General features: G+C 63.4%; 25 protein-coding genes and 1 pseudogene. 15 read left to right on the top strand and 11 right to left on the bottom strand.

Annotated features, from left to right (window positions below):
* Positions 1-110: 110 nt before the first annotated feature.
* From G1E_RS15910 to G1E_RS15900, 3 genes are all read left to right on the top strand, one after another.
* Entirely contained in the window at positions 111-788 is a 678-nt protein-coding gene (locus G1E_RS15910; protein WP_029887817.1) for a response regulator transcription factor, read from the top strand.
* Between the two features lie 195 nt (positions 789-983).
* Entirely contained in the window at positions 984-1,400 is a 417-nt protein-coding gene (locus tag G1E_RS15905; RefSeq protein ID WP_009683655.1) for a Spy/CpxP family protein refolding chaperone, read from the top strand.
* A gap of 59 nt (positions 1,401-1,459) precedes the next feature.
* Positions 1,460-2,797, top strand: coding sequence for a sensor histidine kinase KdpD (locus tag G1E_RS15900; RefSeq protein ID WP_029887623.1), 1,338 nt, complete (start codon positions 1,460-1,462; stop codon positions 2,795-2,797).
* 55 nt (positions 2,798-2,852) lie between these two features.
* Here G1E_RS15900 and G1E_RS15895 read toward each other — a convergent pair whose 3' ends face one another.
* On the bottom strand, positions 2,853-3,410 hold the full coding sequence (locus G1E_RS15895) for an NAD(P)H nitroreductase (RefSeq protein ID WP_009683657.1): 558 nt from the start codon (positions 3,408-3,410) through the stop codon (positions 2,853-2,855).
* Positions 3,411-3,581: 171 nt separating this feature from the next.
* Between G1E_RS15895 and G1E_RS15890 the strand changes: the two genes are divergently transcribed.
* Entirely contained in the window at positions 3,582-5,036 is a 1,455-nt protein-coding gene (locus G1E_RS15890) for a TrkH family potassium uptake protein (protein WP_029887624.1), read from the top strand.
* Here G1E_RS15890 and G1E_RS15885 read toward each other — a convergent pair.
* Positions 4,993-6,054, bottom strand: coding sequence for an AraC family transcriptional regulator (locus G1E_RS15885; protein WP_009683660.1), 1,062 nt, complete (start codon positions 6,052-6,054; stop codon positions 4,993-4,995). The genes G1E_RS15890 and G1E_RS15885 overlap by 44 nt on opposite strands.
* Before the next feature lie 152 nt (positions 6,055-6,206).
* On the opposite strand from G1E_RS15885, the gene G1E_RS15880 reads away from it, so the two are divergent.
* The gene (locus G1E_RS15880; RefSeq protein WP_009683661.1) at positions 6,207-6,518 is read left to right on the top strand and encodes a DUF962 domain-containing protein; all 312 of its coding nucleotides are present in this window, start codon (positions 6,207-6,209) and stop codon (positions 6,516-6,518) included.
* An 89-nt stretch (positions 6,519-6,607) separates the two neighbouring features.
* Complete coding sequence (locus G1E_RS15875; protein ID WP_009683662.1) at positions 6,608-7,492, top strand: DMT family transporter; 885 nt, start codon at positions 6,608-6,610, stop codon at positions 7,490-7,492.
* Between the two features lies 1 nt (position 7,493).
* Here G1E_RS15875 and G1E_RS15870 read toward each other — a convergent pair whose 3' ends face one another.
* Positions 7,494-7,775 (bottom strand): SelT/SelW/SelH family protein, encoded by a 282-nt coding sequence (locus G1E_RS15870; RefSeq protein WP_009683663.1) that lies wholly within the window; start codon positions 7,773-7,775, stop codon positions 7,494-7,496.
* Positions 7,776-7,842: 67 nt separating this feature from the next.
* Between G1E_RS15870 and G1E_RS15865 the strand changes: the two genes are divergently transcribed.
* On the top strand, positions 7,843-10,029 hold the full coding sequence (locus G1E_RS15865; protein ID WP_029887625.1) for a patatin-like phospholipase family protein: 2,187 nt from the start codon (positions 7,843-7,845) through the stop codon (positions 10,027-10,029).
* Between the two features lie 80 nt (positions 10,030-10,109).
* Here G1E_RS15865 and G1E_RS15860 read toward each other — a convergent pair whose 3' ends face one another.
* Positions 10,110-10,547, bottom strand: a complete 438-nt coding sequence (locus tag G1E_RS15860) for a MarR family transcriptional regulator (protein WP_009683666.1) — start codon at positions 10,545-10,547, stop codon at positions 10,110-10,112.
* A 150-nt stretch (positions 10,548-10,697) separates the two neighbouring features.
* Entirely contained in the window at positions 10,698-12,845 is a 2,148-nt protein-coding gene (gene recQ, locus G1E_RS15855) for a DNA helicase RecQ (protein ID WP_029887626.1), read from the bottom strand.
* A 241-nt stretch (positions 12,846-13,086) separates the two neighbouring features.
* Here recQ and G1E_RS15850 point away from each other — a divergent pair, with 241 nt between their 5' ends.
* From G1E_RS15850 to G1E_RS15840, 3 genes are all read left to right on the top strand, one after another.
* Positions 13,087-13,674, top strand: coding sequence for a YecA family protein (locus tag G1E_RS15850; protein ID WP_009683669.1), 588 nt, complete (start codon positions 13,087-13,089; stop codon positions 13,672-13,674).
* Between the two features lie 7 nt (positions 13,675-13,681).
* Complete coding sequence (locus tag G1E_RS15845; RefSeq protein ID WP_009683670.1) at positions 13,682-14,047, top strand: YbaN family protein; 366 nt, start codon at positions 13,682-13,684, stop codon at positions 14,045-14,047.
* A 310-nt stretch (positions 14,048-14,357) separates the two neighbouring features.
* Positions 14,358-15,716 carry a TolC family outer membrane protein gene (locus tag G1E_RS15840; protein ID WP_009683671.1) on the top strand — a complete coding sequence of 453 codons (1,359 nt, stop codon included), beginning with the start codon at positions 14,358-14,360 and terminating at the stop codon, positions 15,714-15,716.
* A 143-nt stretch (positions 15,717-15,859) separates the two neighbouring features.
* Here the strand turns inward: G1E_RS15840 and G1E_RS15835 are convergent, their stop codons facing one another.
* The 3 genes from G1E_RS15835 to G1E_RS15825 all read right to left on the bottom strand — a co-directional run bounded on the left by G1E_RS15835 (position 15,860) and on the right by G1E_RS15825 (position 19,151).
* Positions 15,860-16,459, bottom strand: a complete 600-nt coding sequence (locus G1E_RS15835; protein ID WP_009683672.1) for a tRNA-uridine aminocarboxypropyltransferase — start codon at positions 16,457-16,459, stop codon at positions 15,860-15,862.
* A gap of 94 nt (positions 16,460-16,553) precedes the next feature.
* A complete protein-coding gene (locus tag G1E_RS15830) occupies positions 16,554-18,119 on the bottom strand; it encodes a PAS domain-containing methyl-accepting chemotaxis protein (protein ID WP_009683673.1) in 1,566 nt (521 codons plus the stop codon).
* 138 nt (positions 18,120-18,257) lie between these two features.
* A complete protein-coding gene (locus G1E_RS15825) occupies positions 18,258-19,151 on the bottom strand; it encodes a LysR family transcriptional regulator (protein WP_009683674.1) in 894 nt (297 codons plus the stop codon).
* A 223-nt stretch (positions 19,152-19,374) separates the two neighbouring features.
* Here G1E_RS15825 and speB point away from each other — a divergent pair, with 223 nt between their 5' ends.
* Positions 19,375-20,325, top strand: a complete 951-nt coding sequence (gene speB, locus G1E_RS15820; RefSeq protein ID WP_009683675.1) for an agmatinase — start codon at positions 19,375-19,377, stop codon at positions 20,323-20,325.
* Positions 20,326-20,430: 105 nt separating this feature from the next.
* Complete coding sequence (locus G1E_RS15815; protein WP_009683676.1) at positions 20,431-21,810, top strand: sodium:solute symporter; 1,380 nt, start codon at positions 20,431-20,433, stop codon at positions 21,808-21,810.
* Between the two features lie 129 nt (positions 21,811-21,939).
* On the opposite strand, the gene G1E_RS29585 is transcribed toward G1E_RS15815, so the two are convergent.
* From G1E_RS29585 to G1E_RS15805, 3 genes are all read right to left on the bottom strand, one after another.
* Complete coding sequence (locus G1E_RS29585) at positions 21,940-22,068, bottom strand: PA1414 family protein (protein ID WP_009683677.1); 129 nt, start codon at positions 22,066-22,068, stop codon at positions 21,940-21,942.
* Positions 22,069-22,254: 186 nt separating this feature from the next.
* Entirely contained in the window at positions 22,255-23,181 is a 927-nt protein-coding gene (locus tag G1E_RS15810) for a DMT family transporter (protein WP_009683678.1), read from the bottom strand.
* Between the two features lie 106 nt (positions 23,182-23,287).
* On the bottom strand, positions 23,288-23,683 hold the full coding sequence (locus tag G1E_RS15805) for a hypothetical protein (protein ID WP_009683679.1): 396 nt from the start codon (positions 23,681-23,683) through the stop codon (positions 23,288-23,290).
* A gap of 178 nt (positions 23,684-23,861) precedes the next feature.
* Here G1E_RS15805 and G1E_RS27705 point away from each other — a divergent pair.
* From G1E_RS27705 to G1E_RS15795, 3 genes and pseudogenes are all read left to right on the top strand, one after another.
* Positions 23,862-24,176 (top strand): annotated as a pseudogene (locus G1E_RS27705) (type II toxin-antitoxin system RelE/ParE family toxin).
* On the top strand, positions 24,157-24,450 hold the full coding sequence (locus tag G1E_RS15800) for an addiction module antidote protein (RefSeq protein ID WP_009683681.1): 294 nt from the start codon (positions 24,157-24,159) through the stop codon (positions 24,448-24,450). Before G1E_RS27705 ends, G1E_RS15800 begins: the two are co-directional and overlap by 20 nt.
* Before the next feature lie 191 nt (positions 24,451-24,641).
* On the top strand, positions 24,642-24,917 hold the full coding sequence (locus G1E_RS15795; protein ID WP_009683682.1) for a hypothetical protein: 276 nt from the start codon (positions 24,642-24,644) through the stop codon (positions 24,915-24,917).
* The last annotated feature ends 323 nt before the right edge of the window (positions 24,918-25,240 follow it).

The following is a 25,240-nucleotide window of genomic DNA, read 5'->3' as shown; positions in this document are numbered from 1 at the left end:
CCGCGAAGCAGGCGATGCGGGATCAGCAGTTATACGGTTGCCATCAGTCTGCGGTATCTTTGCCACTGGCGGGCCGCAGAGCCGCCGTCAATGGTGGAATCGAGTGAGTCATGAGCGAGCTGTTACTGATTGATGATGACCAGGAACTGTGCGAGCTGCTGTGCAGCTGGCTGACCCAGGAAGGGTTTTCCGTACGTGCCTGCCACGATGGCCAGAGTGCACGCCAGGCCTTGGCCGAGCATGCACCTGCGGCCGTAGTGCTGGATGTCATGTTGCCCGACGGCAGCGGCCTGGAGTTGCTCAAACAACTGCGCAGCGAGCACGCCGAACTGCCGGTGCTGATGCTGTCGGCCCGTGGTGAGCCGCTTGACCGTATTCTTGGCCTGGAACTGGGTGCCGACGATTACCTGGCCAAACCGTGCGACCCACGCGAGCTTACCGCGCGCCTGCGTGCCGTACTGCGCCGCAGCCACCCCGTTGCCGCCACCAGCCAGCTGGAGCTGGGCGACCTGGTCTACAGCCCGGCCCGCGGCGTGGCCAGCATCGATGGCCGGGAAATGACCCTGACCTTGTCCGAAAGCCGCATACTCGAAGCGCTGCTGCGTCAGCCTGGCGAGCCGCTGGACAAACAGGAGCTGGCGCAGATCGGCCTGGGCCGCAAGCTCACCCTCTACGACCGCAGCCTGGACATGCACGTCAGCAACCTGCGCAAGAAGATCGGCCCGCATGCCGATGGCCGGCCACGCATCGTCGCCCTGCGCAGCCGCGGCTATTACTACTGCCTGTGAGCAGCTGCGAGCTGCAAGCTGCAAGAAAGAGCAGAATCGCGATCGGCTTCACTTGTAGCTTTAAGCTTGTAGCTTGTAGCTTGCCGCTTGCAGCTGTTCTTTACCCAGCCTTTACCATCCACTGACTGCGCTTGACGATGATCTCCCTAGACTGTGCTCATCCGGTAACCACCGGCCTATGAAAGGAGAGACACCATGCGCAAGACCCTTATCGCCCTGATGTTCGCCGCCGCCCTGCCAACCGTAGCCATGGCCATGCCTGACGGCGGCCCACGTCACGACGGCCCGCATCACCGCGGTGAAGCGGCCTTCCAGCAACTGGACCTGAGCCGTGACCAGCGCCAGCAGATCGGCAAGCTGATGGGCGAGCAAATGCAGCAGCGCCGTGACATTACCGAGCGTTACCTGGCCAAACTGCCGGCTGCCGACCAGAAAGCCATGAAGGACGAACTGCAAGCCAGCCGCGCCAAGACCGACACCGCCGTGCGCAACCTGCTCAAGCCAGACCAGCAGAAGAAGTTCGACGAACTGCAAAAGGAACGCGCTGCCAAGAAAGCCGAGTGGCAGGAGTTCCAGGCCTGGAAAGCTGAAAAAGCCAAAAAGGCCCAGTAAGCTGTCAGCCCGATGCCCGGCTCGCCCCAGCGCGAGCCGGGCTTTTTCTGTTTTAGGAGGTGCTCTTGCGTTCACTGTTCTGGCGCATCCTGGCCAGCTTCTGGTTGGCCATCACCCTGGTTGCAGGCCTGTCGATCTTGCTTGGGCACATGCTCAACCAGGACGCCTGGATCCTCAGCCGCCACCCCGGCCTGAACACGCTGGCCAGCCAGTGGGCCAGGCACTACGAGCAGGAGGGCGTGAGTGCAGCGCAGCAGTTCCTGGAACAGCGCAAGGACCGCTACAAGATCGACGTACAGGTGCTCGATGACAGTGGTGACGCGGTGGTGCCCGGCACGTTCCCGCGCCGGGCAGCAGCCTTCGAGGCACGCCAGCACAACGACCAGCGCCGCTTGCCATGGCGCCGGCTGACCGAGGAATACACCAGCCCCGACACCGGCCAGACCTACCTGCTGATCTACCGCATCCCCCACCCGGCGCTGGATGAGTGGCACCGGGACAGCCTGATGTGGCCACTCAGCGCACTGGGCATCGCCCTGGTGGTATTGACCCTGTTCAGCCTGCTGGTCACGCTGTCCATCACGCGCCCGTTGAGCCGCCTGCGCAGCGCTGTGCACGACCTGGGCCAGAGCACCTATCAGCAGAACAGCCTGGCGCGCCTGGCAGCCCGGCGTGATGAATTCGGCGTGCTGGCCAACGACTTCAACAAAATGGGCGCGCGCCTGCAAAGCACCCTCGCCAGCCAGCGCCAATTGCTGCGCGACGTGTCCCACGAGCTGCGCTCACCGCTGGCCAGGCTGCGCATTGCCCTGGCCCTGGCCGAACGCGCCGAGCCCGAGCAGCGCCAGGCCCTGTGGCCGCGCCTGACCCGCGAGTGCGACAGGCTGGAAGACCTGATCAGCGAAATACTCACCCTGGCCCGCGTGGATGCCGAACAGGCCCACGCCGAAGCGGTAGACCTCAATGCCTTGCTGGGCAGTGTGCGCAAGGACGCCCTGCTCGGCGCGCCCGACCAGGACGTGCGCCTGGAGGCGCAACCGGGGCTGGTCTTGCAAGGTTGGCCGACACTGATCGAGCGGGCCGTGGACAACCTGCTGCGCAACGCCCTGCGCTTCAACCCGGCAGGCCAGCCCATCGAAGTCAGTGCCTTGCGTGATCAGGCGCGGGTGGTGATCTGTGTGCGCGACCATGGCCCGGGTGCAGCCCCGGAGCACCTCGCCCAGCTGGGTGAGCCGTTCTTCCGCGCACCGGGGCAGGAGGCCCCAGGGCACGGCCTGGGGTTGGCGATTGCGCGCAAGGCGGCGGAGCGGCATGGCGGCAGCCTGGTACTGCACAACCACCCGCAGGGCGGCTTTGTCGCCCGGCTTGAACTACCCTTGCAAGCCGCTTCAGCGTAAGGCTGCCAGGGCCGTGTACGTTAGGGCTGCAGCGCAGCCCTTGCTCGCGCCCGCGTCACTCGCCCCAGCCCGTGACGAAATCAGCGGTGGCCAGCACCGGCGCGGTCCGTGGCTCGGTCATTGGCGTGCCGACGTACAGGTAGCCGATCAGTTCCTCGTTCTCCGCCAGCCCCAGCCCCTTGTGCACATGCGCGTCGAAGGCCATGTCCCCGGTGCGCCACACGGCGCCGATGCCCTGCGCATGGGCAGCGATCAGGATGCCATGTGCCGCACAGCCCGCCGCCAGGCGCTGCTCGGACTTGGGCACCTTGAAGTGGTCCTGCAAGCTGGCCACCACCACGATCAGCAACGGTGCGCGCAGCGGCATGGCGCGGGCTTTGTCCAGCGCAGCCTGGGTGGCTTCACCCTTGTGCTGCACCGCTTCGGCGAACAGCTCGCCCAGCCTCTCGCGGCCCTGCCCTTCGATGGTCAGGAACCGCCAAGGCCGCAGTTGGCCGTGGTCCGGCGCCCGCAGGGCAGCCTGAAACAGCGCCTCGCGCTGGGCGGCATTGGGCGCTGGGTCGGTCAGGCGTGGCACGGAAACACGGTTGAGCAATGCGTCGAGAGCCTCCATCGGCTACCCTCCTGGCAGTGGAATGTGCGGCCATTCTCAAGCTGCATGCCCTAAGCTGCAAGCTGAAAGCTGCAGCACGCCAGCTTTTCGTGCAGCGTGCCGCGCCTGGCTTGCAGCGGCCCGGCCCATAGGTAGAATGGCGCCCTTCCGTTTCGAGTCAGAGCAGATCACATGGCGTTGCCGACCTTAAGGATCATTGGTTTCATCATCGGCATCTTCCTGATCACCCTGGCTGTGGGCATGGCCGTGCCCATGGCGACCCTGGTGATATTCGAACGCACCGGCGACATGCCGTCGTTCCTGTGGTCCAGCCTGATCACCTTCATTGCCGGGCTGGCCATGGTGCTGCAAGGGCGGCCCGAGCATGTGCACCTGCGGCCACGCGACATGTACCTGCTGACGGTCTGCAGCTGGCTGGTGGTCTGCGTGTTCGCCGCCCTGCCCTTCCTGCTGACCCAGCACATCAGCTACACCGACGCCTTCTTCGAAAGCATGTCGGGCATCACCGCCACCGGCGCCACCGTGCTCAGCGGGCTCGACAACATGTCGCCAGGCATCCTGATGTGGCGCTCGATGCTGCACTGGCTGGGCGGTATCGGCTTCATCGCCATGGCGGTGGCCATCCTGCCGCTGCTGCGCATTGGTGGCATGCGCCTGTTCCAGACCGAGTCTTCCGACCGCTCCGAAAAGGTCATGCCGCGCTCGCACATGGTCGCCAAGTCGATCGTGGGGGTGTACGTCGGCTTCTCGATCCTTGGCGCGCTGGCTTTCTGGTGGGCCGGCATGAGCCCATTCGATGCCATCAACCACGCCATGTCGGCGATTTCCACCGGTGGTTTTTCCACCTCCGACCAGTCCCTGGCGAAATGGGACATTCCCGCCGTGCACTGGGTGGCAGTGGTGGTAATGATCATGGGCAGCCTGCCGTTCACCCTGTACGTGGCCACCCTGCGCGGCAACCGCAGGGCGCTGCTCCGCGACCAGCAGGTGCAGGGCTTGCTGGGCATGCTGCTGGTCACCTGGCTGGTTCTGGGCACCTGGTACTGGTACAGCACCAACCTGCACTGGCTGGACGCGCTGCGTCACGTGGCGCTGAACGTGACCTCGGTCGTCACCACCACCGGTTTCGCCCTGGGTGACTACAGCCTGTGGGGCAATTTTTCGCTGATGCTGTTCTTCTACCTGGGTTTCGTCGGTGGCTGTTCCGGCTCGACCGCGGGCGGGATCAAGATCTTCCGCTTCCAGGTCGCCTACATCCTGCTCAAGGCCAGCCTCAACCAGCTGATCCACCCGCGTGCGGTGATCAAGCAGAAGTACAACGGCCACCGCCTCGATGAAGATATCGTGCGTTCGATTCTCACGTTCTCGTTCTTCTTCGCCATCACCATCTGCGTCATGGCGCTGCTGCTGTCGCTGCTGGGGGTGGACTGGATGACCGCCCTGACCGGCGCTGCCGGTACGGTCTCCGGGGTGGGGCCTGGCCTGGGTGAGGTGATCGGGCCGTCAGGCAACTACGCCACGCTGCCAGACGCCGCCAAGTGGATCCTGGCTGCCGGCATGCTGCTTGGCCGGCTGGAAATCATCACCGTGCTAGTGTTGTGCATGCCGGCGTTCTGGCGTCACTGAGCCCTTCGCCCACGGCGCCGAGCCGGGCGCGGTACTCACTGGGCGTGGTATCGAACCACCGGCGGAACGCGCGGTAGAAGTTGCTGGGGTCGGCGAAGCCCAGCAGGTAGGCGGTTTCCAGCAGGGTCATGCCCGGCTGGGCCAGGTACTGTTCGGCCAGTTCGCGCCGGGTGTCGTCGAGCAACGCCTGGAAGCTGGTGCCCTCTTCCTGCAGCCGCCGCTGCAGGGTGCGCTGCGACAAGTGCAAGGCCTGCGCCAGGGTCTCACGCTTGGGCTCCCCCTGCGGCAAGATGCGGCACAGCACCTGGCGCACCCGGTGGGTCACGCGGCTTTCGGAAAACCGCGCCAGGTACTCCCCGGCAAACCGGTCGTGCAGCACTGCCATGGCTTCATTGGCCGTGGGCAAGGGTGCTTCCATGTCGGCCCGCTCGAACACCAGCGCGTCGTACGGCGCGTCGAAGATCAGCGGCGAATGGAACGCCACCTTGTACGGCTCGATATTCCTGGGTTGCGGCCCCTGCACCAAAACCCGGCGTGGCTGCACCGGGCGGCCGCTCAACCATTTGCACAGCGCCAGCGCACAGGCCAACGACGCTTCGGCACTGTGCCGGGTGGGCGGCAGATGGTCGCCGTGCACGGTGAGGATCAACGAGTAGCCCTCGGGACCCAGCACGAAACTGAGATCGGAGCTTTCGGCGATGATGCGCTGGTAGCGTACCAGCCGCTCGAACCCCTCGGCCAAGGTGCGGCTGGACATCAGCGCATAGCCCACCACGTGAAACGAGGCCGGGCGTACCACACGCGCCATGTTCAGGCCAATGGCCTCGTTGCCGGACAGTTCCACTGCCAATTGCCACAGCCGGGTCATGGAGTCCTGGGGGAAACGCGCGTCGGGATCGTCGAGGGCGGCGAAATCCAGCCCCAACTGCTTGAACATGGCCCGGCAGTCCAGCCCTTCCAGCTCGAGCGCCTTTACAATCCCTGATGCCCAACTGGCTGACGTGGTTCTTTCGCTCATGACAGGCTTCTTTCCTGACCGCTCCTGCGGTGAACCCCAAGGATACTCAATTGGCGCCTATTGTCACTGGTAGGCCCTGCCAATCACTCTAGACTCGAATGAGGCTCCACGCCGTGCATCTTGTCCAGACGTATCAACCCCGGAGCACTGCCATGAACCGCACAGCGCAGTTTCGCAGTTTTGCCGAGTTCTACCCGTATTACCTGGGTGAGCACAGCAACCCCACCTGCCGCCGCCTGCATTTTGTCGGCACCAGCCTGGTGATCGCCCTGCTGGCCTATACCATCGGCAGCGGCAAATGGCTGTTGCTGCTGGCCGTGCCGCTGTTCGGCTACGGCTTTGCCTGGGTGGGGCATTTCTTTTTTGAAAAGAACCGGCCGGCGACATTCACCTACCCGTTCTACAGCCTTGCCGGTGACTTCGTGATGTTCCGCGACATTCTGCTCGGCAAGCTCAGGCTGTAAGCAGCGCGCCTGCGCCCGCCGCCACCCGGTCCTCGCCATGCACGGCTTCAGGCACAATGGCCGCTTGCCTTGCGAGGATGCCCCCTGTCATGAACCACCGCACCGCCCTCGGCGCCCTGCATATCGGCGCGCTGTTCTTTGGCCTCACCGGCGTATTCGGCAAGCTGGCAGCCAGCGCCAGCCCGGTGATCATCGTGTTCGGCCGCGCCGCTTTCGCCGTGCTCGCCCTGGCGCTGTTCGCCAGTGTCACCGGCCCTGGCTGGCAACGCCTGAACGGTCAGGATGCGCGCCGCCTGTTGCTCGGCGGGGTGCTGCTGGCCGGCCACTGGGTCAGCTTCTTCATCGCCGTCAAGGTCGGCGGCGTGGCCCTCGCCACCCTCGGCTTCGCCAGCTTCCCGGCCTTTACCGTGCTGCTCGAAGGGCTGCTGTTCCGCGAGCGCATCCGCCGCAACGAAGCGCTGCTGGTGCTGCTGGTCAGCCTCGGCCTGGTACTGGTCACGCCAGCCTTCGATCTGGACAGCGAAGCGACCGGCGGCCTGCTGTGGGCCCTGTTCTCGGGCCTGCTGTTCTCACTGCTGTCCCTGACCAACCGCGCAGGCTCTGGTCGCTTGCCTGCGGTGCAGGCAGCACTGTGGCAAAACCTGGTGGTAAGCCTGAGCCTGCTGGCGTTCGCTGCCCCTGGGCTGGGCGCGGTCGCGCCGGTGGACTGGCTGTGGATCGGCCTGCTCGGCATTTTCTGCACCGGCGTGGCGCACAGCCTGTTCGTCGCCAGCCTGGCGGTCATCAAGGCCCGGACTGCCGCCGTGGTGTTCGGCATGGAGCCGGTCTACGGCATTGCCGTAGCCTGGCTGGTGTTTGCCGAGACCCCCACGGTGCGCATGCTGCTGGGCGGCGCACTGATCATCCTCGCCATCGTGCTGTCCAGCCGCCTGGCCGCCGAGCCAGCGCAGCGGCCGCTGGCCGAGGGCGGGTGACTCAGCGGTCGTTGTGGCCCAGGTCGCGCTGGGGGTCGATCTGGTCACGCACCCGCTGCTTCAGCACCTTGGCCTCGGGGAAGCCGCCGTCGGCCTTGCGCTCCCAAATCTGCACGCCGTTGCAGGTGATGCGGAAAATACCGCCGGTACCCGGTTCCAGCGCCACCCGGCCGAGGTCGTCGGCAAACGTGCTGAGCAGTTCCTGGGCCAGCCACGCGGCCCGCAGCAGCCACTGGCACTGGGTGCAATAATTGATGACGATTTCCGGCTTGTGGTCGGCCATGTTGAGATAACTCCAACTGAGGGGCGGCTTATACTAGCGGTCTTTGACCCACGGTTTGAGACCCACGATGCGCCGTTTGCTGTTCTGCTTGCTGTTCACCCTCACCTCGCTTACAGCAACCGCCGCCGAACCGGCACGGCCCAAGGTCGGCCTGGTGCTGTCGGGCGGCGCGGCCCGTGGCCTGGCGCACATCGGCGTGCTCAAGGCGCTGGAGGAACAGGGCGTACGCATCGACGCCATTGCTGGCACCAGCATGGGGGCTGTAGTCGGCGGGCTGTACGCCTCGGGCTACAGTGTCGAAGAGCTGGAACACCTCGCCACCACCCTCGACTGGCAGCAGGCGCTGTCTGACAGCCCACCCCGCGAGGACGTGCCATTCCGGCGCAAGCAAGATGACCGCGACTTTCTGGTCAAGCAAAAGCTCAGTTTTCGCGACGACGGCAGCCTGGGCCTACCGCTGGGGGTGATTCAAGGCCAGAACCTGTCGTTGCTGCTGGAAAGCAAGTTGGCGCACACCGCCGACACGCGCGACTTCGACAAGCTGCCCATCCCCTTCCGCGCCGTGGCCACCGACATCGCCAGTGGCGAAAAAGTGGTATTCCGCCGCGGCCACCTGCCGCAGGTGATCCGCGCCAGCATGTCGATCCCGGCCGTGTTCGCCCCGGTCGAACTGGACGGCCGCCTGCTGGTGGACGGCGGCATGGTCGACAATATTCCGCTCGACGTGGCACGCGACATGGGGGTGGACCTGGCCATCGTGGTGGATATCGGTACGCCGCTGCGCGACCGCAAGCAGTTGCTGACCGTGGTCGATGTGCTGAACCAGTCCATCACGCTGACGACCCGGCGCAACTCGGAAGAGCAACTGGCCAGCCTGCGCCGCGACGATATCCTCATCCAACCGCCGCTGGCAGCCTACGGCGTGACCGACTTCGGCCGCGCGCGGGACATGATCGACGCCGGCTACCGCGCTACCCGCCTGCTCGACGCGCGCCTGGCCGCGCTGCGCCACCCAGACGCCAGCACCAGCCTGGCCGTGGCCCGTTCACCGCGCCAACGCACGCCCATCATCACCGCCATCAAAATCGAGAACGACGCCAAGGTCAGTGACGATGTGATCCGTTCGTACATTCGCCAGCCCATCAATGCCCCGCTGGAGCTTGGCCGCCTGGAGACCGACATGGGCACGCTGTACGGCCTGGACTACTTCGACCGGGTGCAGTACCGCGTGGTACACAAGGGCGATGAAAACACCCTGGTGATCAACGCCCGCGGCCGCCGCGGCGGCACCGACTACTTGCGCCTGGGGCTGAACCTGTCGGACGACCTGCGCGGCGACAGCGCCTTCAACCTGGGCGCCAGCTACCGGGTCAACGGCATCAACAGCCTGGGTGCCGAGTGGCTGACCCGCGGCCAGATCGGCGACCAGCAAGCGCTGTACAGCGAGTTCTACCAACCGCTGGATGTCGGCTCACGCTACTTCGTCGCCCCCTACCTGGACTTCGGCTCACAGAACATCGAGGCCACCCTCGACAACGACCCGGTCGCCGAGTACCGCCTGGAGCGCTATGGCTTTGGCCTGAACGTGGGCCGGCAGATCGGCAACAGCGGCGAAGTGCGCCTGGGGGTTGGCAAGGCCTGGGGCGAGGCCGAGGTGCGCATTGGCGACCAGGACTTGCCCAAGGTCAGTTTCAACGAAGGCTTTTACGAGCTGAAGTACTCGTTCGACACCCTCGACAACGTGTATTTCCCGCACCATGGCGAAGACATCGGCCTGACCTTGCGCAAGTACGACAAGTCGCTGGATTCCGACCAGGATTACCGGCAATGGCTGTTCAACCTCGACAAGGCCATCAGCAGCGGCCCGAACACCTTCGTGCTGGGCGGCCGCTACGGGCGCACGCTGGATGCCACCGAAGTGGTGACCTCCAGCTTCGTGCTGGGCGGGGCGCGGGAGCTGTCGGGCTTCCGCCAGGACTCGGTGTCGGGCCAGAACATGAGCCTGATGCGGGTGGTCTACTACCGCCGGCTGACGCCACGGGCGTATGTGCCGCTGGACTTCCCGTTGTACATCGGTGGTTCGCTGGAGCGCGGGCGGGCGTGGAACAACGACAATGCGTTCGACAGTGGCTACATCAATGCGGCGAGTATTTTCCTCGGGCTGGAAACGCCGCTGGGCCCATTGAATTTCACCTATGGCACCAACAGTGCGCATGAGCAGGCGGTGTACCTGAACCTGGGGCATACCTTCTAAGCAGCACGTACAGGGCCCGGGCGTCGGGCCCGCCACGCCGAGCGGGCGGGCCGGCGAAAGGCTACAGGGCAGCCCCTGCCTCAGGATTTTTCCAGGTTGCCCAGAATCTTGGCATGCACCCGCATGCACACCTGCAGGTCGGCTTCATCCACCCCGCTGAACAGTTCGATGCGCAACTGGTTGGCGATGGTCTCGATCTGTTCGATCAGCGGCTTGGCCGGCGGGCACAACACAATCTTCTTCGCCCGCCGGTCTTCCAGCACCGCCTGGCGCCGTACAAGCCCCTGGGCCTCCAGGCTATCGAGCAGACGCGCCAGGGTCGGGCCTTCGACACCCACACTCTGGGCCAGCTCACGCTGGGTCGGGGCGTCTTGGAAACGGGCCAGGTGCAGCAACACCAGCCAGCGCGCCTGCGACAGATTGAGCCCGGCCAGGCGGCGATCCAGTTCGGCACGCCAACCCCGGGACATCTGGGCCAGTTGCATGCCGAAGCGGTGTTGGTTGTCGGTTAGAGGCATAGGTAACTCATCGAGTAGATCTAATTATTAGGCAGCTAACCATGCCCTGCCCCATGAGGCAAGGCTCGGCCAAGGTAACTTGGGCGAAAATCGTCAAAAAGCATGACAAAGGTCAGCAGATGGCGCTTGTGCCTGCGAACATGCGCTGGCCTACAGCTCGAACTCGGCTGCCAGTGCCGCGCGTACGCAATACAGCACCCCTTCCGGCACTCGCCCGGTAAACAGCGGGGCGATGGTCGCAACCGGCGGCAGCTCGCCCTCGCCATCGAGGAAGGCGTCCTGCACCTCCATCAGCAGGTCTTCTGGCAAGTCCAGCGCCTGGTCCAGGCTCAGCTCCTGGCGCCCCAAGGCCTCGGCCAGCAAGCTGTACACATTCTTTTCGCTGCAGTTGAGCTGCCCGGCGATTTGCGCTGGGGTCATGCCGGCGCGGGCCAGGCTGACCAGCTCATGGCGCAGGTCGAGCACCACCTTCGGCGCCTCGCGGGTGCCGCCGTTGTCGTTCAGTACCTCAAGAAACGCCTGGCCATAGCGTTCCAGCTTGCGCGCGCCTACGCCGCTGACCTGGGCCATGTCGCTGAGGCTGACCGGCTGGCTGCGCAACATTTCCAGCAACGTTGAGTCGGGGAAGATGACGTACGGCGGTACGCTGTGTTCTTCGGCCAGCTTGCGCCGCAAGGTGCGCAATGCCTCCCACAATTCCCGCTCTTCGGCCCGCACCAGTTGGCTGGCCGGGCTGCCGCCACTGGAAGACGCGCTTTTGGCAGTGATCTGCGGCTTGAGGTCACGGCGCAGTTGCAAGGTGACTTCGCCACGCAACAGTGGCCGGCAGCTGTCGGACAAGCGCAGGCCGCCGTAGCCCTCCAGGTCGATGTCGACCAGCCCGCGCGCCACCAACTGGCGGAACAGCGAACGCCATTCGGCTTCGGCCAGGCCTTTGCCCACGCCGAAAACCGACAGCTTTTCATGGCCGAAATTGCGCACCTTTTCGGTGTCCTTGCCCAGCAGCACGTCGACCAGGTGGCCCACACCATAGCGCTGGCCGGTGCGAAACACTGCCGACAGGGCCTGGCGCGCCGGCTCGGTAGCATCCCAGGTCTGGACGTTGTCGACGCAGTTGTCACAGTGCCCGCACGGCTGCTCGAGGATTTCATCGAAGTAGGCCAGCAGCGACTGGCGGCGGCAGCGGGTTTCTTCGCACAGCGCCAGCATGGCATCGAGCTTGTGCTGCTCGATGCGTTTGTGGCGTTCGTCCCCTTCGGAGTTCTGCAGCATCTGCTTGAGCATGACCATGTCCTGCAGGCCATAAGCCATCCAGGCATCGGACGGCAGGCCGTCTCGCCCGGCACGGCCGGTTTCCTGGTAGTAGGCCTCAAGCGACTTGGGCAGGTCGAGGTGGGCCACGAAGCGTACGTTGGGTTTGTCGATACCCATGCCGAACGCGATGGTGGCGACCATGATCAGCCCCTCTTCGTTGAGGAAGCGGTGCTGGTTGGCGGCGCGGGTTTCGGCCGCCAGGCCGGCATGGTAGGGCAGCGCCGGGAAGCCCTGCTGGCAAAGGAAGGCGGCGGTTTCGTCGACCTTCTTGCGCGACAGGCAATAAACGATGCCGGCGTTGCCACGGCGCTCGGCAAGGAACGCCATCAATTGCTTGCGCGGCGCTTCCTTGGGCACGATGCGGTAGAAGATGTTCGGCCGGTCGAAGCTCGACAGGAAGCGCTCTGCGCCCTGCAAGTGCAGGCGCTGAACAATTTCTTCGCGGGTACGCATGTCGGCGGTGGCGGTAAGGGCAATGCGCGGAACATGCGGGAACAGTTCGGCCAACTGGCCCAGTTGCAGGTATTCGGGGCGGAAGTCATGGCCCCATTGCGAAACGCAGTGGGCTTCGTCGATGGCGAACAGCGAGATATCCAGGTCGCGCAGGAAGTCGAGCATGCGCGGTTGCACCAGGCGTTCGGGTGCCAGGTACAGCATTTTCACTTCGCCACGGCGCAGGCGCCCGGCCAGGTCGCGCTGCTGCTCGGCCGTGAGCGTGGAGTTCAGGGCGGCTGCGGCTACGCCCAGCTCGTCAAGCGTGGCGACCTGGTCGTCCATCAGCGCGATCAGCGGCGAGACCACCACGGTCAGGCCTGGGCGCAGCAGGCCCGGCACCTGGAAACACAACGACTTGCCGCCGCCAGTCGGCATCAGCACCAGGGCATCGCCACCATTGGCCACGCATTCGATGATCGCTGCCTGGCGCCCTCGGAAACTGTCGTAGCCAAAGATGTCCTTGAGAACGCGCTGAGCCTGTTCGAGCATGTGCAACTCCAAATCGCCGTACCACCCTGCACACAGGCTGGACGAAAAACCCGCCCCGCACACGCCAAATGCGTAAGCGGTTTTTGCCAGGCCGCCGGTAAAACCGCGCCTGGATGAAAATCGCGGAGTATACCGCAGCACCGCCCCGCGCAGGGCACCACCGCGATAGACGTTCCTTTGCCCCGCTGCCGCCGCAAGGTGCTAGAATTCGATATCGTTTATTCCCCAAGGTAGCCCTGTAATGTCCTTCGCCGAGCAACTGACCCGCCTGCAAGCCTTCCTCGACGCCGACGAGCTGCACGAAGAAGCGCTGGACTATGTCGCCGCCCACGGCTACCTCACCGCGCTGTCGATCAACGCCGAGGACGTGCCCGAGCGCGAGTGGATCGACGCCCTGTTCGCCGAAGAGCCGCACTACAGCAGCGAAGCCCAGCGCACCGAAATCGAAGCGACCCTGGTGGCACTCAAGGCCCACATTGCCCGTCAGCTGGCCAGCGACGATGAATTCGAACTGCCCTGCGACCTCGACCTGACTGACGAGCCGGACGATTCCGACCTGCGCGGCTGGTGCATCGGTTTCATGGAAGGCGTGTTCCTGCGCGAAGAGGCCTGGTTCGAGAACGCAGAAGAGGAAGTCAGCGAAATGTTGCTGCCAATCATGGTGGGTTCGGGCCTGTTCGACGAGCAGCCGGAGTTCGCCGACATCGCCAGCAACGCCAACCTGCAGGACGACATGATCGTGCAAATTCCCGAAGCGCTGACGGCACTGTTCCTGCTGCTGCACGCACCTGACGAAAAGCCGGCGCTGCTCAAGCCACGCCACCACTAAGCCAGCTGTGCGCTACCTGCTGCTGGCCATCGGCTGGCTCAGCGTCGCACTGGGGGTGTTGGGGATATTCCTGCCGGTATTGCCTACCACCCCGTTTCTTCTGTTGGCGGCCGCCTGCTTCGCTCGCAGCTCGCCACGCTTTCACCACTGGCTGGTCCACCACCCCAAACTGGGGCCGTGGATTCGCGACTACCTCAGTGGTGAAGGCATCCCCCTCAAAGGCAAGGTCTATGCCATTGGCCTGATGTGGGCCAGCATCGGGCTGTCCTGCTACCTGGTGCCGCTGTTCTGGGCACGCGCCTTCATGTTGACCAGCGCCGTGCTGGTAAGCCTTTACATCCTCAAGCAAAAAACCTTGCACAGGCCAAAGTGACAATAATTTGTCGCCAAATATCACTTTCGCCTAACCCGCCCAGTATTTAGCCAAATTCGTTCTGGAACCGCCTGAAGGCCTTGAGAGTATTGGCTTTACCGATATTTGACACACCACCTGAGGGCTGCAAAAAAAGCCCCTTTTAGACATTTAAGGTATTTAATGTCATTTTGATATGAATAAATCTTCTTATCTATCGCGATGAATGTACTTAGCTGTCAGGTTAAAAACCTGCAACACTATACGCGATAAATAATCGTCATTTTTTTGGCGAGCAGCAGGACCAAATTCAAGATCAGGGAGATGTACCATGCGCGTTTTGAACCCCATCACCACCGCATTACTGTTGGCCCTGGCGAGTGCCAACGTGCAGGCGATGTCGATCACCGAAGCCGTCCAAAGCGCCGTGGACTATCACCCACAGGTCAGCTCCAACCGTAACAGCAAGCTGTCGGCCGATGAGGACGTGAAATTCGCGCGTGGTGGCTACTTCCCTACCGTTGACCTGGTCGCCGGCTACGGCCGCCAGCGTTCGGACAACACCACAACCCGTGCCGCGGGTAACCACAACAAAGAAACCCTGAACTACACCCAGTCCGAGCTGCGCCTGCGGCAGATGATCTTCGACGGCTTCAACACCGCGAACGAAGTGGGCCGGACCGAAGCGGTTTCCACCTCGCGTGCCTACTACACCCAGGCGGTTGCGCAGGATGTCGCCCTGCGTGCGATCGAGGTGTACCTGGAGGTACTCAAGCGCCGTGAACTGGTGGCCCTGGCCAGGAACAACCTGCAAGCCCACCTGCGGGTCAACGACCAGATCGGCCTGCGTAACGAGCGTGGCGTTGGCAGCACGGCCGACCTTGACCAGTCCCGCGCCCGCCGCGCCCTGGCAGAAAACAACCTGGACACCGCCGAAGTGGACCTGGCCGACGCCGAGGCCAACTTCTTCAGCGTGATCGGGCGCATGCCAGACGAGCTGGAAAGCCCGCCCACCATCAAGGCCGAGGTGCCTGCCACGCTTGAAGAGGCCCGTGATGGCATGCGCCAGAACAACCCCTACATCAAGTCGGCCCAGGCTGATGTAAATGCGGCCGAGCAGCAGTACGAGGTTGGCAAGTCGACCTTCTACCCACGCTTCGACGCCATTCTGGCCACCGGTGCCAACAACAACACCGGCGGCGAGAAAGGCCACAACAACAACGACTGGCAAGCCGGCGTGGAGATGAACTACAACCTGTTCCGCGGCGGCAGTGACAAAGCTCGCCTGCAATCCGACGCGCACAAGATCAACCAGGCCCTGGACATCCGCAACAACGCCCTGCGCGAGTTGACCGAAAACCTGAGCCTGGCGTGGAACGCCATGAACAACGCCAGCAAGCAGCTGCCGACCGCGCGTGAATACGCCGAAACCACCAAGCGCGTGCGCGCCGCCTACCAGGACCAGTTCGGCCTGGGCCAACGCACCCTGCTGGACGTGCTCGACAGTGAAAACGAACTGTACAACGCCGACCGTCGCTACACCGAAGTGCGCTACACCGAAGAGTACTCGCGCTACCGGGTGCTGGCGACCATGGGTGAATTGCTCAGCAAGCAGCGTATTTCGCTGCCGCCAGAGGCGCTGGCCGCGACCGAAGTCCGTACCGAGGCACGCTTGCCCGAGATGCGTTGATCGGGCTTGAGATTGCTGGGGCCGCTGTGCGGCCCATCGCGACACAAGGCCGCTCCTACACAGATCTTGCATGCCAATGGCGGGTGCGATGGCCTGTAGGAGCGGCCTTGTGTCGCGATGGGCTGCGCAGCGGCCCCCTGCCCTCACTCGGTGCCATGGTTACGCTGGAACGTCTCCTCGCCCATGGCCCTGATCTGCCCCTCTATCAAGGCCTCGAACGGTGCCAGCAGCGCATCGAAGCAGGCCGGTTGCTCCAGTGCACTCAGCGCCCCCACCACGGCCTCAATGGTCGACAACGCTCCCGCCTCCGGCGCCTTGCGCAAGCGATAGCGTGAAGCGGCCACCTGCCCCAAGGTCACCCTCGGCAACGCCTCCAGCAGCGGATTCAGGTACAGCAGCTTGCGCGCCTTGCGCCAGGTGCCGTCGGGCACGATCAGCAGCAAGGGTTGCTCGTCCACTGGGCCATAGGCAGCCAGGGGCTGCGCTTCAGCGCCCGGGAACAACAGCGCCGGGCGGTACCCAGGGGTTGCCAGCAGCGCTGGCAGATCGTCGAATACCTCCCCCACCCGCAGCTCGGCATTGCTCAGGCCAAGCGCAGCCAACCGTGCGGTATTCAGGGCGTGGGCGCTTTCACTGGGGTGCTGCAGCAAGATCACACGGGTTCGGCTGCCTAGCGCAGGGATCAGCGAGCAAAGGCAATGATCAAGCGGGCGCTGGCAGCGTTCGCAACGGGGTCTGGGCATGAAGGTCTCCTTGGCGGGGGTATTTTGCCACAGAACCCTGGCCCGGCTGGCGGGCCTTGCCCTATGCCCTGGCCGCAAGGCGACCACGGCAACCTCAACGGTTGAAGCGCTCCGCCAGGCTGTGCAGGTACTCCGCCATGCGCTCGAGGTCCTGGCTGATTTCTGCCCCCTGGCGCGCCTGCCCGGCACTTTGATCGCACAGCTGGGCAATGCGCACGATCTGCTGGTTGATGTCTTCAGCCACGTGGCTTTGCTGCTCCGATGCCGTGGCCATCTGCTGGCTCATGCCGGTGATGCGGCTCACCGCCTGGGCTATGCCGCTCAACGCCGCCTGCACTGCCTCGACACTGTGCACGCTGTCACGCGAGATCTGCTCGCCACGGCTGGCAGTACTCACTGCGCGCTCTGCCCCGGCCCGCAACGAGGCGATGATCTGGTGGATTTCCTGGGTGGAGGTGCGGGTACGTTGGGCCAATGAGCGTACTTCATCGGCCACCACGGCAAACCCGCGGCCCTGCTCGCCGGCCCGCGCCGCTTCAATGGCGGCGTTGAGCGCCAGCAGGTTGGTTTGTTCGGCGATCGAGGTGATCACATCCACCACGCTGCCGATCGACTGGGTCTGTTCCGCCAGGGCGTTCACCGCCTGGCCAATGTCATTGACTGCATCGCTCATGCTGCCCATGGCCTTCAGGCTCTGCAGCGCCAGCTCGCTGCCCTGCTGCGCCAGCTGGTCGGCATCGCCTGCGGCATGCGCCGTGCTCTGCACGTTATGCGTAACCTCCTGGATGGTCGCCGCCATCTGCGCGATGGCGGTGGCCGATTGGTCGGTCTCGCTGCGCTGGCGGTCGAGCATCTGCGCCTGCGCGCCCGACAGGTCGGAAGATTGCGCAGCGCGTGATTTTACCCCGACCCCGGCGTCTACCAGGCGCGTGAGCGCGGTCTGCAGGCGGGCTTCTTCACTGATGATGGCAAGGTCCAGCTGGCCCCGCAGCCCCGGGTTGTCGCTATAGGTCAGCGCCACCAGCGGGCTGGTGAACGCCTTGGGGTGCTCGGCCAGCGTGCGGCGGATGGCCTGGTTCTGACGGTGCTCGACCAGGTACCAGGCTACCAGCAGTACAACCATCAACACCCCTAGCGCGGCATAGGGTGGCAACCACAGGTACCCCGCCGCCGACACCAGGCCGGCGCCGAGCCATGGCCAGCCCTGGCGCAGGCCATGGCCCAGGCGCGCCGCCCACGATACCGGCCGGCGGCCGGCACGCAGGCGTGCGTACAACGCCTCGGCACGGCGGATCTGCTCACGGGTCGGTACCGAACGCACCGACTCGTAGCCGCTGATGCGGCCCTGTTCGTAGACTGCCGTCACGTAGGCACTGACCCAGTAGTAATCGCCGTTTTTTGCCCGGTTCTTGACCACGCCCATCCACGGCTTGCCTTGCTTGATGGTGTCCCACATATGGCCGAACACCGCCGGCGGCATGTCTGGGTGACGCACCAGGTTGTGCGGCTGGCCCACCAGCTCGTCGTAGGTGAACCCGCTGATCGCCACGAAGGCGTCGTTGCAATACGTGATGCGGCTGTTCAAGTCGGTGGTGGAAATCAGCCGTTGTTCACTGGGGAATGTTCTTTCGTGTTCAGTGACTGGCAAATTCATGCGCATCGTCGGGCGATCCTTGCAGGATGAAAAGAAGGGAAATCATCAGCGCAAGTTGATATGTAGCAGAGCGCTATGAGGTTAGCGGCACACGTGTGCAGGAATTTAGCGGCCTGCCGACAGAATGTATGAACATTCTGTTTATCAGCCTACGTTGAGCTGGCTTTTCAGCAGGTCGCGGAAGGTCTGGATCAGCGGTTCGCGGCTGCGCCCACGCCGGATGATCAACGAGAACGGTGCCTGATAACCGAACGTCGCCGGAGACAACACGCGCAAGTCGCCTTTGTCGACCCAGGCCTGGGCGTAGTGCTCGGGCAGGTAGCCGATGTAGGCGCCCGACAGAATCAGGATCAGCTGCGCCTCCATGCTCTCAACCGTCGCCGCGCTGTGCTTGAAACCATGCCGGGCCAGCTCGGCCTGGCTCCAGTAGCCGCGCCCGACCATGCGCTGCTGGGTCACCACCTGCTCGGGAATGCGCCGCTCGCCGTACAACGGGTGGCGGCTGCTGCAGTACAGCCAGTGCTGCTCGCGGTACAGCGGCTGGTACAGCAGGCCACTCATGCGTGAAGAAAACGCGCCGATTGCCAGGTCCAGGCGGTTGTCCTGCACCCCCAACTGCAGCTCGTAAGGGCTGGACACCGACAAGTGCAGGTGCACGGCCGGGTGCTCCTGGCTGTAGGCACCAATGGCTTCAGCCAGCGGCAGGGCGCGATCGCCCACCGTGGAGTCGATCACCCCCAGGTTGAGGGTGCCGCGCAGCTCGCCCTTAAGGGCCGCCGCGTATTGCTCGAACCCGTCCAGTTCGGCCAACAGGCGCAGGGTTTCCTGGTGAAACAGCTCACCCTTGCTGGTCAGGCTGAAACCGCCCCGGCCACGGTGGCAAAGCACGATACCCAGGGCACCCTCCAGCTGGCTCATGTAGGTGCTGATGGCCGAAGTCGAAAGATTCAGCTCACGCTGGGCGTTGGCGAAACCCTGGTGGCGCACCACGCTGATGAAGATACGCAGCAGTTTCAGGTCGGGCAAAGTCGAGGCCATGGGGCAACGGTTCCACAGGGTGTTTGCGCGCAGTCTAACCGCTGCGCCGGGCTTTAGTTCAGAAATTCCTGAACTAAGTATTTGTCGGTAGCGATTCTTCCATGGCACTACCTTGCGCAGACTGACCGAAATGTCCCTGCCCGCTGGCGAAACACGAACTGGAAAGCGCGCAGCGGCACAGGTTCGAACAAACAGAACAATCGACCGACTGATGAGGCCCACCGTGGACAAGACTCTCCACCAACCACTGGGCGGCAACGAAATGCCGCGTTTCGGCGGCATCGCCACCATGCTCCGCCTCCCCCACCTGCAAAGCGCCGAAGGCCTGGACGCAGCCTTCATTGGTGTGCCGCTGGACATCGGCACCTCGCTGCGCTCCGGCACGCGCTTCGGCCCCCGGCAAATCCGCGCCGAATCGGTGATGATCCGCCCATACAACATGGCCACCGGCGCCGCCCCGTTCGACTCCCTGTCGGTCGCCGACATAGGCGATGTGGCCATCAACACCTTCAATCTGCTGGACGCCGTGCGCATCATCGAAGAGGCCTACGACCAGGTCGTCGAGCACAATGTGATTCCCCTGACCCTGGGCGGTGACCACACCATCACCTTGCCGATCCTGCGGGCGCTGCACAAGAAGCACGGCAAGATCGGCCTGGTGCACATCGACGCCCACGCCGACGTCAACGACCACATGTTCGGCGAGAAGATCGCCCACGGCACCACCTTCCGCCGGGCGGTGGAAGAAGGCCTGCTCGACTGCGAGCGCGTGGTGCAGATCGGCCTGCGTGCCCAGGGTTATACCGCCGACGACTTCAACTGGAGCCGCCGCCAGGGCTTCCGCGTGGTTCAGGCCGAAGAGTGCTGGCACAAGTCGCTGGAGCCCTTGATGGCCGAAGTGCGGGAAAAAGTCGGCGGCGGCCCGGTTTACCTGTCGTTCGACATCGACGGCATCGATCCGGCCTGGGCACCTGGTACCGGCACCCCGGAAATCGGCGGCTTGACCACCATCCAGGCAATGGAGATCATTCGCGGCTGCCATGGCCTGGACCTGATCGGTTGTGACCTTGTCGAAGTCTCCCCGCCTTATGACACCACCGGCAATACCTCGTTGCTCGGCGCCAACCTGCTGTTCGAAATGCTCTGCGTACTGCCGGGTGTAGTCCGCCGCTAATGTGGTCGGGCCACCGAGGCCCGCCAACACCAGAAGACCACCGGGCGCCGTGCGAACGCCCGCGTGGCCGATCTCGCCATAATAAAGATAATCGGGAGACCCCCAATGGCCTTGGACATCATAGTTGTAATGCTTTACACCGCAGGCATGCTCGGGCTTGGCTGGTATGGCATGCGACGCGCGAAAACCCATGAAGACTACTTGGTCGCCGGGCGCAACCTGGGCCCGATGTTGTACATGGGCACCATGGCCACCACCGTGCTGGGTGGCGCCTCCACCGTGGGTACCGTGCGCCTGGGGTACGTTCACGGCATTTCAGGCTTCTGGCTGTGCGCCGCGCTGGGCCTGGGCATCATCGCCATCAACTTGTTTCTGGCCAAGCCGTTGCTACGCCTGCGCATCTTCACCGTGACCCAGGTGCTGGAACAGCGCTACAACCCGACCGCGCGCCAGGCCAGCGCGGTGATCATGCTGGCGTACGCGCTGATGATCGGCGTGACATCCACCCTGGCCATGGCCACCGTGCTGCAAGTGCTGCTGGACCTGCCCTTCTGGGCCGCGCTGCTGCTGGGCGGGGGGGTGGTGGTGGTGTACTCGACCATTGGCGGCATGTGGTCGCTGACCCTGACCGATATCGTGCAGTTCGTGATCAAGACCGTGGGCCTGATGTTCATCCTGTTGCCGGTGTGCCTGTACAAGGCCGGCGGCTGGGACACCCTGGTGGCCAAGTTGCCGGCGGCCAGCTTCCAGCTGACCACCATCGGCTGGGATACCATCATCACCTACTTCCTGATCTACTTCTTCGGCATCCTGATTGGCCAGGATATCTGGCAGCGGGTGTTCACCGCCCGTGACGAAAAGGTCTGCCAGCGTGCCGGCACCACCGCCGGGGTGTATTGCGTGCTGTATGGCCTGGCCTGTGCCGTGATCGGCATGGCCGCTCATGTATTGATGCCCGACCTGGCCAACCCGAACAATGCCTTCGCCGAAATGATCAAGACCACGCTGCCTGATGGCATCCGCGGCCTGCTGATGGCAGCGGCGCTGGCGGCCATGATGTCGACCGCCAGCGCAGGCCTGCTGGCGGCCTCGACCACCATCACCGAAGACCTGCTGCCCAAGCTGCGTGGCGGCAAGCCGTCCAGCCTGGGTATCAGCCGCCTGTTCACTTTGCTGACCGGTTTGGTGGTACTGGGTATCGCGTTGATGGTGAACGACGTGATCAGCGCCCTGACCCTGGCTTACAACCTGCTGGTGGGCGGCATGCTGATTCCGCTGATTGGCGCCATTTTCTGGAAACGCGCCACCACCGCCGGCGCCATCGCCAGCATGTCGCTAGGCTTTGCGACTGCCCTGTTGTTCATGTTCAAGGACGGGCTGGAGGCGAATACGCCGATCTACTACAGCCTCGCGATTGGCCTGGTGAGCTTTGTGGTGGTGAGCCTGCTGTCGCGTAAACCGGTGGCAGCGGTAAAGCTGGCCTGACCTTCGGCCTGCACTGGCCCTATCGCTGACCCGCCTACAGGGCCAGCGATGGGCCCAGAGCAGGCAAGCCAATTGCCCAGAAGCAAAAAGGCCGCAGCCCCCACCCAGGTGCTGCGGCCTTTGCTTGTATCAGCGACGACGCGGTTGGCGCTTGCGCTGCTCTTCATCAGTCGGGATCGGCACCGGCTGCAAGGGTGGTGGAATCAGCCCCAAGGCGACCGCCAGGTCGTGGAGCCAGTTGGACAGTGGTTTATTCATAATGCCCCCTTGACGGGTCAGCCTCACGGCGAATCAATCCTGCAATGTTTCATACAGATCATAGCCCGATGTCCTGTATTACGCATGCCTCTGCTCTTACAGATAGGGGCCATTCTGACGCGGATCAAGCCATAGCGGCGCATTCCGACGACTGGTTAATCGTTTCGCTTTGTTGCAAGCGTTCCACTACCCCACCCACTTGCGCAGTTGCTGCTTTACCCAAGGTTCGGCACTTACCAGAATCACCCCCAGCAGCACCATCACCGCACCGCCCACAAAATGCGCGGTCAGCGGCTCGTCCAGCAGCAAGACCCCTAAGGTTACGCCGAACAGAGGGGTGATGAAGGAAAACACCGCCAGGTTCGATGCCAGGTATTGGCGCAGTAGCCAGAACCAGGTCAGGTAGCTGACGAACGACACTACAACCCCCTGGAACAGCACGCTACCCATGGCCAAAGGCGTGAGCGACACCTCGCCGATCTGCCCGCTGAGCAGGGCAATCAGCAACAATCCGGCAAACCCCACCGCCAGTTGATAGAACAAGGTCAGGGTCGCCGGCGCTTCCGACAGGCGTGAGCAGCGCACCACCACCGTGGTGGCGCCCCAGGCCAGCCCGGCGATCACGCCAAACGCATCGCCCAGCAAGGTGCGGCTATCCATGTGCTCGAACGACATGCCTCCGGCAAAGGCCGTGGCAATGCCGCCGAAGGCCAGCAGGATGCCAAGCCATTGCAACAGGCGCAGGCGTTCACTGGCCAGGCGCAGGTGCAACCCCAACGCGGTGAAGACTGGCGCCGTATAAAGAAACACCGACATGTGCGCCGCCGAGGTCAGTTTCAGGCCCTCGGCAATGAACAGGAACTCGATACCGAACAAAGCACCCGCGACCAACCCGGGGCGCCAGGTGCTACCGACCTGCTCCCAGGTGCCACGCCAGCACAGCATCAGGCCCACCAACACCGCGGCGATACCGTTACGCAATGCCGCTTGCATCACCGGGGCGATGTCCACGGCGGCGGTCTTGATCAGCACCTGCTGGCAGCCCCAGATCAGGCACAGGCCCAACATGACCTGGAAGGCAAAGGCGTCTGGGTTCTTGCGGGCAGCATTCATGGGCGGGCCTTTGAGGTGAACGTAGGCATGGGGAGCAACTCGGCAGCGTTCAGAAGCTACCGATTATCGGGTTTTCATGGCCACCCATGCCAGCCTCAAAACGACCTCAAGCGATTTGCGCTTTTGCCGATACCTGTTCGAAGGTGGTCTCGTCCAGCGCATCCTCCTGATCATCCAGCACCTGGCGCGGGTGCTCGAAGCCAGGGATGCTGCTGTCGATCAGGCTCATCAGCCGCGAGCCGCGCTCGGTCAGCACGAAGTTCTCGCCGTTGCCACCGTCTTCCTCAGGCCGGCTTTCGATAAAGCCACGCTCGAACAACAGCTTTTCATATTCACAGGCACGGGTTTTCAAGTGATCCAGGTCACCCACCGGCTCACCTTTGGCGGCCAGCGCGGCAGCGTGCTGCTCGGCGTAGGGGCGTGGCGTGAAGCTGTGACCGGCGCCGTTCTGCACCTCGTGCAGCAAGCGTTCGATCAGGTCCCAGTCGTAGGTGGTGCTCATGGCTACGGGCTCCTGCTGTGGACGAAAGGGTTACACAGGTTGGGACTCGGGGCTGAGACGCGGTGTTCCGAGAAAAATGAGAGTGGATGCAAATAGCAGGTGCGAAGCGAGCCATTGCGCAATGCGCAGAAACCATTTGCTGGCGAATCGTCTGTAGTTTATAAACTACATTAATTCGATGAAAAAAATCGAATCCAGCAGTTTCAGACATTGGGTGAGCGGGCTCCGGGATGTTAGCGCCAGAACGCGAATCATTGCTCGGATCAACCGATTGATGGAGGGCCTGCCTGGCGATGTATCACCGGTTGGCCACGGCGTCAGTGAACTCAGGGTCCACTATGGGCCCGGCTACCGCGTATATTTCCACCAGGCGGGCAGTACGTTCGTCATTCTTTTGTGAGGCGGCGATAAAAGCAGCCAACAACGGGACATCAAAGCAGCCCACCATATTCTGCGTTCGTGGAGGATGCAAAATGACACAAACCTTCTCTGAATTCGATCCCGCCGAATACCTCACCACTCCTGAAGCAATCGCCGTGTTCATGACTGACGCCCTGGAGACCGGGGATGCCAGCTATGTCGCCAAAGCTGTCGGCGTGGTAGCGCGTGCCAAAGGCATGAGTGAGCTGGCAAAAGACACAGGGCTATCTCGTGAACAGCTTTACCGGTCGTTCAGCGAGCATGGCAACCCAACCCTCAAATCGTTCCTGACCGTGATGAAAGCATTGGGTATACACATGACAGCGCGTCCTCACATCGCAGGCTGACCCACTGCCTCTCCAGTGATCTGGGTAGTACCCGACCTCGATACATTTGTCAGAAGAGGCGCAGCACCGTTGGTGGCGGCATTTCAGAAACAGAATGCTTCCATCATGAAAGACCCACTGGTCGTGAGCACTGAACTTCCCAGCACCCACAAGCTTCCACCGTGCATAACCATTGCTGGAGGGGAGGAAGGATGAAACAGCTGCTATCCATTATGGGCTGCACCACCGCTTTGCTGTGCGCCAGCCCCGCCTGGGCCTGCACACCGGAAGAAGCGACGCAGAAACGTGAAGAGCTGGCCGGGCTGGTCACCCAACTGACCGAGCGGAACCCGCAAAAGGCGAAGGAAATCAATGAAGAGCTGCAGGGGATGGACCTGAGGACGGCGAGCAAGGACTTGCCCGACAAGTGTCAGCTGATTGACCAGCGGATCAAGGAGTTGAAGTTAGCGGAGCAGAAGGCTGAGTGATGGGGTGTTTCTAATGGCCCTATCGCTGGCAAGGGTAGCCGCTGCATCTTCAGTGCCTGTGAGATCGAGCGCCGCCCGCGCGGCGCATCGCGAGCTGCGCTCGCTCCTACGTTTGTTTCGGGCCAGTAACCCCTGTGCCAGATGCGCGCGGCCGCCTTGTTCGTACGACGCGATATTGAGGCATGCGCCAAGGCGTTCGCGCGCAAATCCCACAGGAATAATTGGCCCGAAACAAACGTAGGAGCGAGCGCAGCTCGCGATGCGCCGCGCGGGCGGCGCTCGATCTCACAGGCACTGAAGATGCAGAGGCTACCCGCGGCCGG

Source organism: Pseudomonas sp. TJI-51, from assembly GCF_000190455.2.
Classification (GTDB): Bacteria; Pseudomonadota; Gammaproteobacteria; order Pseudomonadales; family Pseudomonadaceae; genus Aquipseudomonas; species Aquipseudomonas juntendi.
The sequence above is the reverse complement of the archived record's forward strand: the minus strand, read 5'-3'. Positions and strand labels throughout refer to the sequence as shown.